General features: G+C 55.7%; 21 protein-coding genes. 14 read left to right on the plus strand and 7 right to left on the minus strand.

Annotation, left to right across the window (positions count from 1 at the left end; translation table 11 throughout):
• Window positions 1–9 precede the first annotated feature (9 nt).
• Window positions 10–465, plus strand: coding sequence for a DUF2214 family protein (locus tag ACZYSM_RS16310; protein ID WP_489072570.1), 456 nt, complete (start codon window positions 10–12; stop codon window positions 463–465).
• Window positions 466–689: 224 nt separating this feature from the next.
• On the opposite strand, the gene csrA is transcribed toward ACZYSM_RS16310, so the two are convergent.
• Entirely contained in the window at window positions 690–884 is a 195-nt protein-coding gene (csrA, locus tag ACZYSM_RS16315; RefSeq protein ID WP_007920550.1) for a carbon storage regulator CsrA, read from the minus strand.
• Window positions 885–1,131: 247 nt separating this feature from the next.
• Between csrA and ACZYSM_RS16320 the strand changes: the two genes are divergently transcribed.
• Entirely contained in the window at window positions 1,132–1,503 is a 372-nt protein-coding gene (locus ACZYSM_RS16320) for an SPOR domain-containing protein (RefSeq protein ID WP_489072499.1), read from the plus strand.
• A gap of 77 nt (window positions 1,504–1,580) precedes the next feature.
• Here the strand turns inward: ACZYSM_RS16320 and ACZYSM_RS16325 are convergent, their stop codons facing one another.
• From ACZYSM_RS16325 to ACZYSM_RS16335, 3 genes are all read right to left on the minus strand, one after another.
• Window positions 1,581–2,270, minus strand: coding sequence for an endonuclease (locus ACZYSM_RS16325; protein ID WP_489072500.1), 690 nt, complete (start codon window positions 2,268–2,270; stop codon window positions 1,581–1,583).
• Between the two features lie 4 nt (window positions 2,271–2,274).
• Complete coding sequence (locus ACZYSM_RS16330; RefSeq protein WP_489072501.1) at window positions 2,275–2,526, minus strand: DUF1654 domain-containing protein; 252 nt, start codon at window positions 2,524–2,526, stop codon at window positions 2,275–2,277.
• A 252-nt stretch (window positions 2,527–2,778) separates the two neighbouring features.
• On the minus strand, window positions 2,779–3,867 hold the full coding sequence (locus tag ACZYSM_RS16335; RefSeq protein WP_060540686.1) for an asparaginase: 1,089 nt from the start codon (window positions 3,865–3,867) through the stop codon (window positions 2,779–2,781).
• 338 nt (window positions 3,868–4,205) lie between these two features.
• Between ACZYSM_RS16335 and ACZYSM_RS16340 the strand changes: the two genes are divergently transcribed.
• From ACZYSM_RS16340 to ACZYSM_RS16375, 8 genes are all read left to right on the plus strand, one after another.
• Window positions 4,206–4,637 (plus strand): hypothetical protein, encoded by a 432-nt coding sequence (locus tag ACZYSM_RS16340; RefSeq protein ID WP_489072502.1) that lies wholly within the window; start codon window positions 4,206–4,208, stop codon window positions 4,635–4,637.
• A gap of 286 nt (window positions 4,638–4,923) precedes the next feature.
• The gene (locus tag ACZYSM_RS16345) at window positions 4,924–5,880 is read left to right on the plus strand and encodes a sugar ABC transporter substrate-binding protein (RefSeq protein ID WP_489072503.1); all 957 of its coding nucleotides are present in this window, start codon (window positions 4,924–4,926) and stop codon (window positions 5,878–5,880) included.
• Between the two features lie 57 nt (window positions 5,881–5,937).
• Window positions 5,938–7,491 (plus strand): sugar ABC transporter ATP-binding protein, encoded by a 1,554-nt coding sequence (locus ACZYSM_RS16350; protein WP_489072504.1) that lies wholly within the window; start codon window positions 5,938–5,940, stop codon window positions 7,489–7,491.
• Complete coding sequence (locus ACZYSM_RS16355; RefSeq protein ID WP_489072505.1) at window positions 7,488–8,465, plus strand: ABC transporter permease; 978 nt, start codon at window positions 7,488–7,490, stop codon at window positions 8,463–8,465. Before ACZYSM_RS16350 ends, ACZYSM_RS16355 begins: the two co-directional genes overlap by 4 nt.
• Before the next feature lie 3 nt (window positions 8,466–8,468).
• Window positions 8,469–9,488: a LacI family DNA-binding transcriptional regulator gene (locus tag ACZYSM_RS16360; protein ID WP_489072506.1), complete on the plus strand. Its 1,020-nt coding sequence runs from the start codon at window positions 8,469–8,471 to the stop codon at window positions 9,486–9,488.
• 23 nt (window positions 9,489–9,511) lie between these two features.
• On the plus strand, window positions 9,512–10,429 hold the full coding sequence (gene rbsK / locus ACZYSM_RS16365) for a ribokinase (protein WP_489072507.1): 918 nt from the start codon (window positions 9,512–9,514) through the stop codon (window positions 10,427–10,429).
• Window positions 10,426–10,830 (plus strand): D-ribose pyranase, encoded by a 405-nt coding sequence (gene rbsD / locus ACZYSM_RS16370; RefSeq protein WP_489072508.1) that lies wholly within the window; start codon window positions 10,426–10,428, stop codon window positions 10,828–10,830. The genes rbsK and rbsD overlap by 4 nt, the downstream gene beginning before the upstream one ends.
• Before the next feature lie 45 nt (window positions 10,831–10,875).
• Window positions 10,876–11,904 (plus strand): nucleoside hydrolase, encoded by a 1,029-nt coding sequence (locus tag ACZYSM_RS16375; RefSeq protein WP_489072509.1) that lies wholly within the window; start codon window positions 10,876–10,878, stop codon window positions 11,902–11,904.
• Window positions 11,905–11,937: 33 nt separating this feature from the next.
• On the opposite strand, the gene ACZYSM_RS16380 is transcribed toward ACZYSM_RS16375, so the two are convergent.
• Window positions 11,938–12,150, minus strand: a complete 213-nt coding sequence (locus tag ACZYSM_RS16380; protein WP_489072510.1) for a hypothetical protein — start codon at window positions 12,148–12,150, stop codon at window positions 11,938–11,940.
• A gap of 165 nt (window positions 12,151–12,315) precedes the next feature.
• On the opposite strand from ACZYSM_RS16380, the gene ACZYSM_RS16385 reads away from it, so the two are divergent.
• On the plus strand, window positions 12,316–12,621 hold the full coding sequence (locus ACZYSM_RS16385; RefSeq protein ID WP_489072511.1) for a hypothetical protein: 306 nt from the start codon (window positions 12,316–12,318) through the stop codon (window positions 12,619–12,621).
• 164 nt (window positions 12,622–12,785) lie between these two features.
• Window positions 12,786–13,097 carry an I78 family peptidase inhibitor gene (locus tag ACZYSM_RS16390; RefSeq protein ID WP_489072572.1) on the plus strand — a complete coding sequence of 104 codons (312 nt, stop codon included), beginning with the start codon at window positions 12,786–12,788 and terminating at the stop codon, window positions 13,095–13,097.
• A gap of 72 nt (window positions 13,098–13,169) precedes the next feature.
• Here ACZYSM_RS16390 and ACZYSM_RS16395 read toward each other — a convergent pair whose 3' ends face one another.
• Together ACZYSM_RS16395 and ACZYSM_RS16400 are read right to left on the minus strand one after the other, a co-directional pair.
• Complete coding sequence (locus ACZYSM_RS16395) at window positions 13,170–13,382, minus strand: cold-shock protein (protein WP_007905882.1); 213 nt, start codon at window positions 13,380–13,382, stop codon at window positions 13,170–13,172.
• A gap of 291 nt (window positions 13,383–13,673) precedes the next feature.
• Entirely contained in the window at window positions 13,674–13,976 is a 303-nt protein-coding gene (locus tag ACZYSM_RS16400) for a hypothetical protein (RefSeq protein WP_489072512.1), read from the minus strand.
• Window positions 13,977–14,351: 375 nt separating this feature from the next.
• On the opposite strand from ACZYSM_RS16400, the gene thrS reads away from it, so the two are divergent.
• Both thrS and infC read left to right on the plus strand, forming a co-directional pair.
• Entirely contained in the window at window positions 14,352–16,274 is a 1,923-nt protein-coding gene (gene thrS / locus ACZYSM_RS16405) for a threonine--tRNA ligase (RefSeq protein WP_489072513.1), read from the plus strand.
• Window positions 16,274–16,825 (plus strand): translation initiation factor IF-3, encoded by a 552-nt coding sequence (infC, locus tag ACZYSM_RS16410; protein ID WP_176469887.1) that lies wholly within the window; start codon window positions 16,274–16,276, stop codon window positions 16,823–16,825. Before thrS ends, infC begins: the two co-directional genes overlap by 1 nt.
• The last annotated feature ends 29 nt before the right edge of the window (window positions 16,826–16,854 follow it).

A 16,854-nucleotide genomic window follows, 5' to 3' on the forward strand; every position in this document is an offset into this window, starting at 1 on the left:
ATCAAGTTGATGCTTGCACACTGGTTTCTTGCGGCAATACATGTTCTGGCATTTGCAACGGGTTTCGCGGCGGTGCTCGCGCGCGGGACGGCTTTGCGTCGCGTTGCTGTGAGCGCTACTGAGGTCCGGAATGTATTACGTGCGGATAATTGGTGGGGGATCTCGGCGATGATTCTTTTGCTCAGCGGTGGAGTTCGCGCCTTTGGCGGGTACGAAAAAGGCACGGACTATTACCTGCACCAGCCGCTGTTTCATCTCAAAATGACGCTGTTCGTCATCATCCTGCTGCTTGAGACTGCCCCTATGGTGGCCTTGATAAAATGGCGGGTTGCCCTGAGTCGAGGGCGTTCAATTGATGTTCAGCGTGCGACGCTGTTCGCCCGGATCAGCCACATTGAAGCGCTGCTGATCGTCGTCATTGTGGTGGCGGCGACGGGTATGGCTCGTGGGGTAGTGTTTGGTTAGCAGATTGCCAACCTGAAGCAGGTGAGCAAATGCGGTGCATCGCGCAGGTGAAGCCTGGCTTGCGGGTTGTGGTCAATGCTCATTGCAGTGGTCGTGGCGGCCTGGACATGCGCCGCTGCCAAAGAGGGGGAGGAGAGTTTACGTAAAGGAATGATGAGTCGAAAGCATGCTCAGATTTTTCGCCAGCCATTGCTGTAAGAGAAAGGGCTGGCTACTGATGAGGCTCAGGGCGTTTCGCGTTTGTCCGGCGCAGTCAGTCCTGCCTGGATACGCTGATAAATTTCCTCGCGATGCACGGCAACGTCTTTCGGAGCGTTGATGCCAATCCTGACCTGTTGGCCGCTAACGCCCAGAATGGTGATCGTAATATCGTCACCGATGTTTATGCTTTCACCGACTTTGCGGGTGAGTATCAGCATGATCTTCTCCTTGATTGCTTTTGTAGGGCACCTGATTCAGATAATGCAGATGTCGGTAGTATGTATAGATTACTGCGAAGTGCCACTGTAGGTGCCTCTTTCAGACGCGTAGCCGCTGTATTAATTCCCGGCTGCAACTATACAGAGGCTATAAGCATCATTCTCGTTGTTTTAAGGCCGGTTTTGGGCGGTCATGGGCCGGTGGTGAGTGATAAAATCACCGACTTGAATTTTCGAGGGGAAGGCTGTGCGTAAACTGGCGATGGTAATGGCGGTGTTGGTGCTGGCGGGATGTGGTGAAGGAACCAGCGTCGAGCACAAGACAGCGTCTACGGCTGCTCCGGCTTCACAAGCCCCGGCGACTGCGGCAGCGCCACAGTGGGATGTGGAGGTTAAAGGAGGCACCGTGCAGGCGGTGAGCGATCTCACTGGCTGGTTGATCGAGCACGGCTTCGTTTCCTATGTAAGTGCGGACGGCGGCAAGGAGCGGATTCTGATTGGCCCTTTCAGTTCGAAAGCCGAAGCTGAAGCCAGGCAGGTGCAACTGACGGCCAGCCTGGAGCGAGCCAAAAATCGCAGTATCGAGTCAGTGGTGGTTGAGCATCACGCGGCACAGTGATCGGTCATCCCGGCACGTCAGAAAACAAAAAAGGCCTCGAGACATGTTGTCCGGGGCCTTTGCGTTTCTGCAGTGGTTCAACCGCAGGCTTTCATATTCACCGGCCCGACGAACTCGTTGCCGCGGCCCATCACGCACGCCACGCTTTGATTGCGTTGGCGTTCCCAGCTCTGCACCGGATAGGTTTTATTCCAGGCTTCGTAGAGCTGGCGGTCCTGTTTCGACAGGGCCAAACCGTATTGCTTGCTCATATAGAAATAGGTGCGCGCAATCATGCCGCGAATAGAGGGGCGGGGCATGACCTTCTTGGCTTTGAAATCGACCTGAGTCAGGCATGAGCCGTACTGTCCGGATTGCGCCGGTAGCCAGCCAAAACTGAAGTTGCTCCGGTCGCCATTCACCTCGCCGATGCTTGGGACCAGGTTATGCAGGTCAGCCTCGGCACGCTGGTAGGTTGGGTCATGACGCGTGCAGTTTTTGCGCCCACCTTGCTGCCAGCATTGGCGCTGATGACCGATCTGCCAGGCCGGGACAATGTGTTCCCATTCGATGCGCGCGGCACGGCTGGGGTTTTTTCGCGGTACATAACCACAGGCCGCAAGATTCACGCGATTGCCGGTGTATTTGCAGCCGCAGTAAAACTCGGTGGATTGCGGAGCGTACAACTTCCAGCCAACTTTTTTGGCTTCATTGAACGTGCGCGGAGCGTCGGCCTGGGCGCTTACTGCGATGAAGAGACAGAGCAATGCAAACAAGCGAACAATCATTGGCTCAGTCTTCCTGCGGCACGACCCAGAAAATGTGCACGCCGCCATCATCGCGATAGGCGAGGGTGACGTTGTCGTTCTCGGCAATCTCTTCGAGCAAGCGCTCCCATTCATCCACCGGTTCGTCCGTGAGACGGAAGATCAGTGCGGCTTTGGCTTTTTGTGCATTAGGGGAGTTGATGATTTTCTGAACGCGCAATCCCAGTCGTTCGTAGGAGTTTTGAGGTGTAGTCGTTGCTGCGGAGGGTTTGGCCACGGAACAATCCTTAGTAAGCTGTACGTGCATACAGTATTTAACTGTAGGAGTTTTCGCAACTGCTTAAAATTCAGGAAAATCCTCTGACAGCGATTTATTCCGTTTTGTGCGAGTCGATTCAGTTTTTTTGCAGGACGCAGGAGCACAGCGGTGAAGGGCGGGATCAACAAGGGGAGGCGCTTTAGAACCACTCACCAGAACAGGCAAGTGGTTGCGACAGATGCCCGACCTGATCAGGTCGGGCGAGGTGAATCAGTATTCCCAGAACATCCGTTGCAGTTCTTTGCTGTCCTGAGTCTTGGTCAGAGCGACCATTGCCAGGATGCGGGCTTTTTGCGGGTTCAGGTCATGAGCAACGACCCAGTCGTATTTGTCATCAGGCTGCTCTGCGTTACGCAGTACAAAACCACCCGCATTGACGTGGGAAGAACGAATGATCTGTACGCCGTCCTTACGCAACGCCTGCAAGGAGGGGACGACGCGTGAAGAGACCGAGCCATTGCCAGTGCCGGCATGGATGATGGCTTTAGCGCCAGATTGAGCCAGGGCCTTGTAAGCGGTGTCGCTGACATTGCCATAGGAGTAAGCAATTTCGACGTCAGGCAGGCTCTTGATGGTTTTGATGTCGAATTCGGAATCCATGGTGTGGCGCTTGGCTGGCAGGCGGAACCAATAGGATTTGCCTTCGACCACCATGCCCAGCGGGCCCCAAGCGCTTTTGAAGGCTTCGGTCTTGATGTTGATCATCTTGCTCACATCACGACCCGACTGGATCTCATCGTTCATGGTGACCAGTACACCTTTGCCATGCGCATCTTTGCTGCTGGCGACCGCGACGGCGTTGTACAGGTTCAGCATGCCGTCGGCAGACATGGCGGTACCTGGGCGCATCGAGCCAACGACCACGATTGGCTTGTCGGTTTTTTCCACCAGGTTAAGGAAGTATGCGGTCTCTTCCAGGGTGTCAGTACCGTGAGTAATGACGATGCCATCGACGTCTTTGCTGTCGGCCAGTTCCGCGACGCGGCGACCCAGTTGCAGCAGGTTTTCGTTAGTGATGCTTTCCGACGCGATTTGCATGACTTGTTCGCCACGCACATTGGCCAATTGACTCAGCTCGGGAACGCCAGCAATCAACTGATCGATACCCACTTTAGCCGCTTGATAAGTGGCGCTGTTGGCGGCACTGGCGCCGGCCCCGGCGATAGTCCCGCCGGTAGCGAGGATCACGACGTTAGCCAGTTTTTGTTTGGTTTCGACTTCTTTTGCTTGTAGCGCGGTAGGGAGTAGCAGCAGGAGGGCCAAGGCGCCCGGAACAAAGGTATTGAAAGCAGATTTCATTATTTTTCTCTCTAGTTGTAATGACGATGCTGATGCAGGTTCATCTAGAAACACCCCAGGCAGATCTGAATGCCGTGGGGTCTTGGAGGAGAGCAGGATCTGTACCAGACATCTCTTGTCGGAAAAAATAATTTAACTATTTGATATATATCATTTTTTTATTATTTATTTGTTTCGTGATGCAGACCGGTGTCCGGTTTTCCGACTATGTGGAGGATTTGCGTTCGGTAGTACGAAAATCCTGCGACAACAGCTGATTTATCCCGCTCGATTGCGAAGTAAAGAAATCCCCCTGGAGGTCGATACCTTTTTAGGATTTTTTTTTTTCAGGAGTTCACATGTCTTTCTCTATAGGTTTCCCTGCTGCAGGCGCGATCACCATCAACGGCAAGTCACCTGCCACCGTTGAGGCGCTGAGCAAGGCCACGGCTGAAACCGCGACGGGGGATGACAAAGAGAGTGGCAAGGTCAAGGCCGGCTCTGGCGGGGCTGAGACTCAGGGCGCTGAAGGTGGAGGCGCCAGCATTACAGTGCAGACACTGCTTAAACGAATGAAGGAGCTTCAGGAGCTCCTGAGGCAGCAACAACAACAGTTGGCATCGGCTCAGGCTGCGCGTTACCCGACCCCGGAAGCTAAAACTACGGTGGTGATGGGCATTCAAGGACAAATAGTCGGCACCAGTGGCGCCCTGCAAGAAGTTGCGAGCGCTTTGCTCAAGGAGTTAAGCAAGGGTTCGACGGCGGGTGCCTTGATCAACACGACTGCTTGAGTCACTGAGTACATTCACCCTGCACAGCGCGCGGGCCTGAATTTTTCGTCCGCGGTGTTAGTGCGTCTTCTGAACGCCTTCTCAAAAAATGGTGTTTTCTTGTCGTTGACAAATGTCAGCAGGGTTCGCATAGTTTGATCTACGCAAACGTTTGCGCGAGTTTCAGGTGATCGTTTTGATCAGGCTGGAAATCTTGTCTCGTCCAGTGTCGCTGTGATTAACGGCTGTCGAAGCCGTAATCCAGCGCAAGCGTTGCTCACAATAATCATAAGAACGGAGTGAACCCATGAAGCTGCCATTCGCTGGACGTCTTCTCGCTGTCGCTATGTTTGCAACTGCATCCGCCGCGCTGCCTCTTTCCTCGGCCTTCGCCGACACCCCTGAAAAACCCAAAGTCGCCCTGGTCATGAAATCCCTGGCCAACGAATTCTTCCTGACCATGGAAGACGGCGCCAAGAGCTACCAGAAAGCGCACTCCACAGATTTCGATTTGATTTCCAATGGGATCAAAGACGAGACGGATACGGCCAACCAGATTCGTATTGTCGAGCAAATGATCGTCTCCAGGGTTAACGCGCTGATCATTGCACCGGCCGACTCGAAAGCGATGGTGCCGGTGATCAAGAAAGCGGTCGACGCCGGTATCACGGTCATCAACATCGATAACCAACTGGATGTCGGTGTGCTCAAAAGCAAAAACATCAGCGTGCCTTTCGTAGGGCCGGATAACCGCAAGGGCGCCCGTCTGGTCGGTGAGTACCTGGCCAAGCAGCTGAAGGCGGGTGATGAAGTCGGCATCATCGAAGGTGTTTCCACCACCACCAATGCACAGCAGCGCACCGCAGGCTTCAAGGACGCGATGGAAGCTGCGCAGATCAAGGTGGTTTCTCTGCAATCCGGTGACTGGGAAATCAACGCTGGCAACCGCGTCGCTGCAGCCATGTTGAGCGAGTATCCAAACCTCAAAGCCCTGCTGGCCGGCAATGACAGCATGGCTGTCGGCGCTGTCTCCGCAGTGCGTGCAGCGGGCAAGGCGGGCAAGGTTCAGGTGGTTGGTTACGACAACATCAATGCCATCAAGCCAATGCTCAAAGATGGGCGTGTACTGGCGACCGCAGACCAGTTCGCAGCCAAGCAGGCTGTATTCGGTATCGAAACGGCGCTGAAAATCCTCAAGGGTCAGAAGGTCGACGGCGGCGCCAATGGCGTGATCGAAACTCCGGTTGAACTCGTCACCAAATAGTCATTCTGGCGACACAACGGCGCTCGCTCATTCGGGCGAGCGCATGGAGAGTTTCTTATGTCAGTTTTCGCCCCGAACGCTGTCCTCTCGGTCAGGGGTATCGGCAAGACCTATACTCAGCCGGTACTGACCGACATCGACCTGACGTTGATGCGCGGTGAAGTGCTGGCGTTGACCGGTGAAAACGGCGCCGGCAAAAGTACCCTGTCGAAAATCATCGGTGGCCTGGTCACGCCGACCACAGGTCAGATGCAGTTCAATGGTCAGGATTACCGTCCGGGAAGCCGGACGCAGGCCGAGGATCTGGGGATCCGCATGGTCATGCAGGAGCTCAACCTGCTGCCGACCTTGTCCGTCGCCGAAAACCTGTTTCTCGACAATCTGCCCAGCCGTGGCGGCTGGATCAGTCGCAAGCAACTGCGCAAGGCGGCCATTGAAGCGATGGCTCAGGTCGGGCTGGATGCGATCGATCCAGACACGCTGGTCGGCGAGTTGGGCATTGGTCATCAGCAAATGGTCGAAATTGCCCGCAACCTGATTGGCGATTGTCATGTGTTGATCCTTGATGAGCCGACCGCGATGCTGACGGCCCGTGAAGTCGAAATGCTCTTTGAGCAAATCATCCGCCTGCAAGCTCGCGGTGTGGCGATCATTTATATCTCCCATCGACTTGAAGAACTGGCCCGTGTCGCACAACGCATTGCGGTGCTGCGTGACGGTTGCCTGGTCTGCGTCGAGCCGATGGGCAATTACAACAGTGAGCAACTGGTCAACCTGATGGTCGGCCGCGAGCTGGGCGAACACATTGACCTGGGACCACGCCAGATTGGCGCGCCTGCCTTGACGGTCAAAGGGCTGACCCGTTCGGACAAGGTCCGAGACGTCTCCTTCGAGGTGCGCAGCGGCGAGATCTTTGGTATCTCCGGGCTGATCGGGGCAGGGCGCACCGAGCTGCTGCGTTTGATTTTCGGTGCTGACATTGCAGACAGCGGCACCGTAGCGCTGGGTTCCCCGGCGCAGGTCGTCAGCATCCGTTCGCCGACCGATGCCGTGGGGCACGGGATTGCCTTGATCACTGAAGATCGCAAGGGCGAAGGCCTGCTGCTGACTCAGTCGATCAGCGCCAATATTGCCCTGGGCAATATGCCGGTCATCTCCAGTGGCGGAATCGTCAACGGTGGTGACGAGGCGGCTCTGGCTCAGCGTCAAATCGACGCCATGCGGATTCGCAGTTCCAGCCCAGCACAGTTGGTGTCCGAGCTGTCCGGCGGCAATCAACAGAAAGTCGTGATCGGCCGCTGGCTTGAGCGCGATTGCTCGGTCCTGCTGTTCGATGAGCCGACCCGAGGGATCGACGTTGGCGCCAAGTTCGATATCTACGGCTTGCTGGGTGAATTGACCCGCCAGGGCAAGGCGTTGGTGGTGGTCTCCAGCGATCTGCGCGAGTTGATGCTGATCTGCGACCGGATTGGTGTACTTTCCGCCGGACGCTTGATCGAGACCTTCGAACGCGACAGCTGGACCCAGGATGAACTGCTTGCTGCCGCATTTGCCGGCTACCAAAAACGTGATGCGTCGCTCAATGAAGCGGCGCCTAGGGACATTCCATGACAACTGCTCTTTCTGCCAGCAAACGTAGTGGCAACTATTACGGCTTGGGCACCTATCTGGGCCTGGCCGGCGCCTTGCTGGCGATGATTGCCCTGTTCTCGACCCTGAGCAGTCATTTTCTGTCCTACGACACCTTCAGCACGCTGGCCAACCAGATTCCGGATTTGATGGTGTTGGCTGTCGGCATGACCTTCGTCTTGATCATTGGCGGTATCGACCTGTCAGTCGGTTCGGTACTGGCACTGGCAGCTTCGGCAGTCAGTGTGGCGATCCTCGGCTGGGGCTGGAGCGTTTTACCGGCGGCTTTGCTCGGCATGGCCGTCGCTGCTTTAGCGGGGACCATCACGGGTTCGATCACCGTGGCCTGGCGCATTCCTTCGTTCATCGTTTCGCTAGGCGTGCTGGAAATGGCTCGCGGCGTGGCTTACCAGATGACTGGCTCGCGCACCGCCTATATCGGTGATGCTTTTGCCTGGCTGTCCAATCCGATTGCCTTCGGCATTTCGCCGTCGTTCATCATTGCGTTGTTGATCATCTTCATTGCTCAGGCGGTGTTGACGCGCACGGTGTTCGGTCGCTACCTGATCGGCATTGGCACCAACGAAGAAGCAGTGCGTCTGGCGGGCATCAATCCAAAACCTTACAAGATCCTGGTATTCAGCCTGATGGGGCTGTTGGCCGGTGTGGCGGCACTGTTTCAGATCTCCCGTCTGGAAGCGGCGGACCCGAATGCCGGCTCCGGGCTGGAGCTGCAAGTGATCGCCGCTGTCGTCATCGGCGGCACCAGTCTCATGGGCGGACGAGGCTCGGTCATCAGCACCTTTTTTGGCGTCTTGATCATTTCTGTACTGGCTGCAGGTCTTGCGCAAATCGGCGCAACCGAGCCGACCAAGCGCATCATCACTGGCGCGGTCATTGTGGTGGCGGTGGTGCTCGATACTTATCGCAGTCAACGCGCACGTCGGCGGGTTTGAGTCATGGCAACGATCAAAGATGTAGCAGCGCTGGCGGGGATTTCCTACACCACGGTTTCTCACGTGGTAAACAAAACGCGGCCGGTCAGCGAAGAGGTCAGGGTCAAAGTCGAAGCGGCGATCAAGAGTCTGGACTACGTGCCCAGCGCCGTGGCTCGTTCGTTGAAAGCGAAGACCACGGCGACCATCGGTTTGCTGGTGCCCAACAGCCTCAACCCGTACTTCGCCGAACTGGCTCGGGGCATTGAGGATTACTGCGAGCGTAACGGCTACTGCGTGATTCTGTGCAACTCCGATGACAATCCAGACAAGCAACGCAGCTATCTGCGGGTGCTGCTGGAAAAGCGAATCGATGGCTTGATCGTCGCTTCGGCTGGCGGTGATGCCGGTCTGGCTGCAGGTCTGGCCGCAGTGCGCACGCCCATGGTGATTGTCGACCGTGGCCTGGAGGGAGTCGATGCGGATCTGGTGCGCATCGATCACGAATACGGTGCCTATCTGGCGACACGGCACTTGCTGGAACTGGGGCATCGGGATATCGCCTGCATCGGTGGTCCGGCGCATACCAGCGTGGCGCAAATGCGTCTGGCCGGTTACTGCCGGGCGTTGAAAGAGGCGGGTGTTGAAGTGCCACAAGAGCGGATGCTGGAAAGCGACTTCACCAGTAACGGCGGCTATAGCGCTGCTGCCACGTTGCTGGAAAAGAATCCGCCCAGTGCCATATTTGCCGGTAACGACATGATCGGTATCGGTGTGTTGCGTGCGGCGGCTGAGCGCCATATTCGCGTGCCGAGCGAGCTCTCGGTCATTGGCTTCGACGATATCCAGATGAGCCGATATGTCTATCCGGCATTAACGACAGTGGGCCAATCGATCCTGCAGTTGGGTGAGATGGCGGCGGAGGTTCTTTTACGACGGATCGCGACACCGGCACTTGCGACCGATCAACGCATCGTGACACCAAGCATTGTCTTGCGAGAGTCGACTGCGCCGCTATCTGGCGTGTTCGCCGAATTCCGCTGAAACGAATTAACGAGTACTGACGTATGCCAGCAAAAGTAGTGGTAGTAGGCAGCCTGAACATGGACCTGGTCACTCGGGCCAAGCGGCTGCCTCGGGCCGGTGAAACGCTGATTGGCGAGTCGTTTGCCACGGTCTCCGGCGGCAAAGGCGCGAACCAGGCCGTCGCTTCAGCACGGCTGGGCGCCGAAGTGTCGATGGTCGGCTGTGTTGGCACCGATGGCTATGGCGTGCAACTGCGAGCGGCGCTGCTGGCCGAGCAGATCGATTGCCAGGCGGTGACGACAGTCGAAGGTTCCAGTGGCGTGGCGCTGATTGTGGTCGATGACAGCAGCCAGAACGCGATCGTGATCGTTGCGGGCGCTAATGGGTTGCTTACGCCCGAAGTGGTCACAGGTTTTGACTCGGTGTTGCAGGCGGCTGATGTGATTATTTGCCAGCTCGAAGTACCCATGCAGACCGTGGGCTACACCCTCAAGCGCGGTCGTGAACTGGGCAAGACCATGATTCTCAATCCGGCCCCTGCGAGCAGTCCACTTCCGGCTGAATGGTATTCGTCCATCGACTACCTGATTCCCAACGAAAGCGAGGCGGCGGCCTTGAGCGGCCTACCTGTAGATTCGCTGAAAACCGCTGAAGCTGCGGCGAGTCGATTGATTGCTGCGGGCGCTGGCAAAGTCATCATTACCCTCGGAGCCCAAGGTTCATTGTTCGCCAATGGGCAACGCGTCGAGCATTTCCCGGCGCCCAAGGTCAAGGCAGTCGATACGACGGCAGCAGGCGACACCTTCGTCGGCGGTTTTGCCGCAGCGCTGGCGTCCGGTAAAAGTGAGGCCGAGGCGATTCGCTTCGGTCAGATCGCTGCGGCGTTGTCGGTCACTCGAGCGGGCGCCCAACCTTCCATTCCAACCTTGTCCGACGTACAGGCCATTAGCCCCTCATGAAAAAGACCCCGTTACTCAACATCGCGTTGTCGCGATTGATTGCCTCCCTGGGTCATGGCGATATGGTGGTAATCGGCGATGCCGGTTTACCCGTGCCGCCGGGTGTCGAGTTGATCGACCTGGCGTTGACCATGGGCATTCCGGACTTCGTCAGCACCTTGCAGATCGTGCTCAGCGAAATGCAGGTGGAAAGCCATGTGCTGGCCGAAGAAATCCTGCTCAAGCAACCACCCGCGCTTCAGGTCATTGACGAGCTGACGGCCAAGGCAGCATTGGGCAAGCGTACGTTGCTGAGTCATGAGGCATTCAAAACCCTCAGCCGACAAGCGCGGGCGATTGTTCGTACCGGCGAATGTCAGCCGTACTGCAACATCGTTTTGGTCGCGGGGGTAACGTTTTAGATCGCTGTATCCCACCCCGGTTTTTTCACGCACAAGGAGTGCGCTATGCACCGCTATGCTCAACTACTGCAACACCTGATCCGGAGTGTGCTGCTTTTGTCATTGATCACCGCTACAAGCGCCCAGGCGGCGGAAAAAATAGATTTGATCATCGACACCGATCCGGGTGCCGATGACGTCGTTGCTTTGTTGTTTGCCCTGGCATCGCCTGAAGAACTGAACATTCGCGCGCTCACGACCGTTGCCGGTAATGTGCGACTGGACAAGACTTCACGTAATGCACGTTTGGCTCGTGAGTGGGCAGGGCGCGAAGAAGTGCCGGTATACGCCGGTGCGCCTAAGCCTTTGTTGCGTACGCCGATCTATGCCGAGAATATTCATGGCAAGGAAGGTATTTCGGGTGTGACGGTGCACGAGCCCAAAGAAGGGTTGGCCAAGGGTAACGCGGTCAATTACCTGATCGACACTTTGCGCGCAGCCAAACCCCACAGCATCACGATTGCCATGTTGGGGCCGCAGACTAACCTGGCGCTGGCGCTGATTCAGGCGCCGGACATTACCCAGGGCATCAAGGAAGTGGTGGTCATGGGGGGCGCGCACTTCAACGGCGGCAACATCACCCCGGTCGCTGAATTCAATCTGTTTGCCGATCCGCAGGCCGCTGAAGTAGTCCTCAAAAGCGGCGTCAAGCTGACCTACCTGCCGCTGGACGTGACCCACAAGGTGCTGACCAGCGAAGAGCGTCTGAATAAGATCGCGGCGCTAGGCACCAATGCCAGCAAGGTGGTGGGCGATATCCTCAACGAGTACGTCAAAGGCGATATGGAACACTACGGTATCCCGGGCGGTCCGGTACATGATGCTACTGTCATCGCTTATCTGCTCAAGCCTGAATTGTTCACGGGGCGCCACGTAAACATGGTGATCGACAGCCGCAAAGGCCCGACCTTTGGTCAGACCGTCGTCGACTGGTACGACGGCCTGAAGCAGGAAAAGAACGTGTTCTGGGTTGAGAACGGGGATGCCCAAGGCTTCTTCGACTTGTTGACGGCGCGTCTCGCTCGTCTTAAGTAAGCTTCGGCCCCGCAGGTGCCAGCTTGTGGGGTGTTACTCCCTTTCAGTGTGCGGCGCGCCCATGTGATTGGCCGGGTATTTTTCGAATACCTGCGCGATAAACGCTTGGGCGGCCTGTGTCCCCAGTTCTTTGACTAGCAGGTCGATACCGATGATGGCCAGTTCTTCAGGGCTGCCAGGGCTGTAGGAGCAATGCCCTTGAGGCCATTTGGCTTTGATGTCGGCGTCGATGGTTACGGTTGTCATGAGGAACTCGCGAGGTCTGAATAGGCCGAGCAATGCTTGGTCGTCTATCCTAGTGGTTGGGACTGTGCTGAGTTAAACATCTTGCGAGGCTTTTGGCACTCCGACTTAGGCATGACGGGAGGGCTATGCGACACTTGGGCTTTGATTATTTTCAAGGAAAGCACTGTGCAGATCGATTTGAGCACTCCTGACGGTTTGACGCTTGAGGCTGTGCGCCAACTGTTGGCTTCTGCCAGCGATGATACGCATACCCAGTTGCGGGTCACCAAGGCCGGTATTGCCTACATTTCTTCAGGCGTGGTGGGCGGTACCGATATTGAAGGTCTTTTGTTTCGTCTGGAAACCTGGGCGAAGGGATCTGGCTACGTCGGTGCGGTAGCTGCAAGTGACGCGGTCTGGGTCATGCAGATATTCAATGCGCTGAAGCAGAACTGGCCAAATCCACCTCTCGACTACATCGACATCTACTGATCATTGCTCATATTCAGTCACGATTCAGTAATGAACGCTGCGTGCCAGCTAAGGCAAACTTACCGTCGGCTGGAAGGAAGTGGCAAAGTGCCAGCATTCCTTTGAAACCAAAAGCCAAATCAGCTGTCGCACGATCTCTACCTATTTTTGCAAAAGGAGGCTTCATGCCTTGGAAGCTCGCGTCATTCGGTACTTTGTTAGCTGCAGTCATTTTGACGGGTTGCAATACTGCGGAGTCAGCAAAAGACCCTGTGGCTACCGAGACCGGACACAGTCGCTGTGAGTCTAAAGCCGCCGAATTCGCCATTGGCAAGAAGGCCTCGCCTGAGCTTCTGGAGCAGGCTCGCACGCGTTCAGGGGCGCAGAACGCGCGAATCCTCAAGCCGAACGACATGGTAACCCTTGAATATCGCTCAGATCGCCTGAACCTCAACACCGATGAAAACCTGGTGATCACTCGCATCAACTGCGGCTGATCGCTTCCGGCTTTTCTTAGGCGCATAAAAAACCCCGTCACATGGACGGGGTTTTTTTAGATCGCGGAGAAATTACTCAGCGCGAACCTGTGCAGCTTGCATACCCTTTTGGCCTTTCTCAGCCACGAAGGAAACGGTCTGGCCTTCTTTCAGGCTTTTGAAACCGTCGCTTTCGATAGCTTTGAAGTGTACGAACAGGTCGTCACCGCCACCTTGAGGAGTGATGAAGCCGAAGCCTTTTTCATCGTTGAACCATTTAACGGTGCCGGTTTGGCGATTAGACATGGTGTATCTCCAAGAAACATATATTTTCAGTAGTGCTGTGCTGCTCAGGCCAACTGGGCACACGGGACTATCATAGTCGAAATGTACGGTTTGGGAGCCCCCTGTAGGTGCTGTTTGCCCTTCAACTGTACATTCTTTGCTGCTTGATCTGGCTGGAAGCCCCGGTTTAAAAGGCTTTCAGCCAAAAGTAAAGACGATAAAAAAGCTGTAAAACTTGCATAAAATGTCTGAGATCCCGGTATTCGGGCCCTTTTTTCAGTCATTTCAGACCTGAACAGTGCTTCCTCAGGCTTATTTTTTCGTACCGGTATCTGCCTTGCACTTGGCAATTTTTTGCATCGCCTCTTCCCCCAGTTCCTTGCTGGCCGTGCCGTTCATCAATGCCGTAAGGTCTTTGGCAGGATACGATTTGATTTGATCGGCGCCACACGCACAGACTGCTTTTGCCTGTGCATCACCAATCTTCTGTGCGGCAGCAGGAATGCATTGCGCCATGTATTTTTCCCGCTCGCCCTTCGGCCAATCGGCATGGGCCGCCAGAGGCAGCAGAAGGACGATAGGGGCGACTACTGCGAATAAACGATTCAGACGCATGCTTGGATGCTCCTTGTGGGTCAAATGTCTTGTTATCTGATGGATAAAACCGGGTTCAAGTTCAGCACTCTGGCATAAAAAACGTCGTTTTACGCTGGCATAAGGCGCGGGTGCATCGACGACCGTTCATCTGTGCTAGGATTCTTCGCTCGTGCTTTTGCAGGCTCTGGCTGACATTCAGTCCCGGCAGCGGCAACTGCACGAATAACCCTGATTTGAATCCCAGTCACTCTGGTTCGGTTTTCCGGTTGGCCGCAAGGCTCCTGCCGCTGTAAGGCAGGCGTTCGTTATTGAATGGCCTGGATCGGATCTTGTACTGGCTCATCCCAACCCACGTGACCTTTGGTAGGGGTCACCACTAGGAGAGGAGGCGCCATGCCAACTATTACTCTTCCCGACGGCAGTCAACGTTCATTCGATCATCCGGTTTCTGTCGCCGAGGTCGCCGCATCCATTGGTGCTGGTCTGGCCAAGGCCACCGTAGCTGGCAAGGTCAACGGCAAACTGGTCGATGCCAGTGACGTGATCGGCAGCGACGCGACCCTGCAAATCATTACGCCAAAGGATGAAGAGGGGCTGGAGATCATTCGCCACTCTTGCGCCCACCTGATTGGCCACGCGGTCAAGCAGCTGTACCCAACGGCGAAGATGGTCATCGGTCCGGTCATCGATGAAGGCTTCTATTACGACATCGCTTACGAGCGTCCTTTCACGCCAGACGACCTGGCGGCCATCGAACAGCGTATGCACCTGCTGATCGAGAAAGATTACGACGTCATCAAGGAAGTCACTCCGCGTGCCGAAGTGATCGACGTGTTCACTGCCCGCGGCGAAGACTATAAGCTGCGTCTGGTCGAAGACATGCCGAATGAACAGGCCATGGGCCTGTACTATCACGAAGAATACGTCGACATGTGCCGTGGCCCGCACGTGCCGAACACGCGCTTCCTGAAGTCATTCAAACTGACCAAGTTGTCCGGCGCCTACTGGCGTGGCGATGCTAAAAACGAGCAATTGCAGCGCGTTTACGGCACCGCCTGGGCAGACAAGAAGCAACTAGCCGCCTATATCCAGCGTATTGAAGAAGCTGAAAAGCGCGACCATCGCAAGCTTGGGAAGCGTCTCGGCCTGTTCCATACCCAGGAAGAAGCACCGGGCATGGTTTTCTGGCATCCGAATGGCTGGACTCTTTACCAGGTGCTTGAGCAGTACATGCGCAAGGTTCAGCGCGACAACGGCTACCTGGAGATCAAAACTCCTCAGGTCGTTGACCGCAGCCTCTGGGAGAAGTCCGGGCACTGGGCGAACTACGCCGAGAACATGTTCACCACTGAGTCGGAAAGCCGCGATTACGCGATCAAGCCGATGAACTGCCCTTGCCACGTGCAAGTGTTCAATCAGGGTTTGAAAAGCTACCGCGAGCTGCCAATGCGTCTGGCCGAGTTCGGTGCCTGTCACCGTAACGAGCCGTCTGGTGCCTTGCACGGCATTATGCGAGTGCGCGCATTCACTCAGGATGACGCACACATCTTCTGTACTGAAGAGCAAATGCAGGCTGAGTCCGCTGCGTTCATCAAGCTGACTCTGGATGTCTATGCCGACTTCGGCTTCAAGGACATCGAGCTGAAGCTTTCCACTCGTCCGGAAAAACGCGTTGGCTCCGATGAGTTGTGGGATCGCGCAGAATCCGCGCTGGCCGCAGCCCTTGATAGTGCGGGCCTTCCGTACGATCTGCAGCCAGGCGAGGGTGCTTTCTACGGTCCGAAAATCGAGTTCTCGCTAAAAGATTGCCTTGGTCGTGTCTGGCAATGTGGTACCTTGCAGCTCGATTTTAACCTGCCGATCCGTCTGGGAGCCGAATACGTCTCCGAAGACAACAGTCGCAAGCACCCGGTTATGTTGCACCGGGCGATCCTGGGTTCTTTCGAACGTTTCATCGGGATTCTGATCGAGCATTACGAGGGCGCGTTCCCTGCGTGGCTGGCTCCGACTCAGGCAGTGATCATGAATATCACTGATAAACAGGCAGATTTTGCCGCTGAAGTTGAAAAAACTCTCAATCAAAGCGGATTTCGTGCCAAGTCCGACTTGAGAAATGAAAAGATCGGCTTTAAAATCCGCGAGCATACTTTGCTCAAGGTTCCCTATCTCTTGGTTATCGGAGATCGGGAAGTCGAAATGCAGACTGTCGCTGTGCGTACACGTGAAGGTGCTGACCTGGGCTCGATGCCCGTCGCTCAATTCGCTGAATTCCTCGCTCAAGCGGTTTCCCGGCGTGGTCGCCCAGATTCGGAGTAATTACTATTAAGCGTGAAATGAGACAAGATAAACGAGCTGCACCGAAAGCCCCGATCAACGAGAATATCTCGGCACGCGAGGTTCGGTTAATTGGGGCTGAAGGCGAGCAGCTTGGGATTGTGTCAATTGAAGACGCGCTTCTTAAGGCTGAAGAAGCCAAACTGGATTTGGTGGAAATTTCCGCCGATGCAGTGCCCCCTGTTTGCAAGCTGATGGACTACGGCAAATCGATCTTCGAAAAGAAGAAGCAGGTTGCTGCAGCGAAGAAAAACCAGAAGCAAATTCAGGTTAAAGAAATCAAGTTTCGTCCAGGGACGGAGGAAGGGGATTACCAGGTAAAACTGCGCAACCTGGTACGTTTCCTGAGTGATGGGGACAGGGCCAAGGTATCGTTGAGATTCCGCGGTCGTGAGATGGCCCACCAGGAGCTGGGGATGGAACTCCTCAAGCGGGTTGAAGGTGACCTGCTCGAGTACGGTTCGGTCGAACAGCATCCTAAGATGGAAGGACGCCAACTGATCATGGTCATCGCCCCGAAAAAGAAGAAGTAACCACCAGGGCACGGCAGGCCTTGCGGTTA

The sequence above is a fragment of the Pseudomonas sp. F220 genome (genome assembly GCF_057813935.1).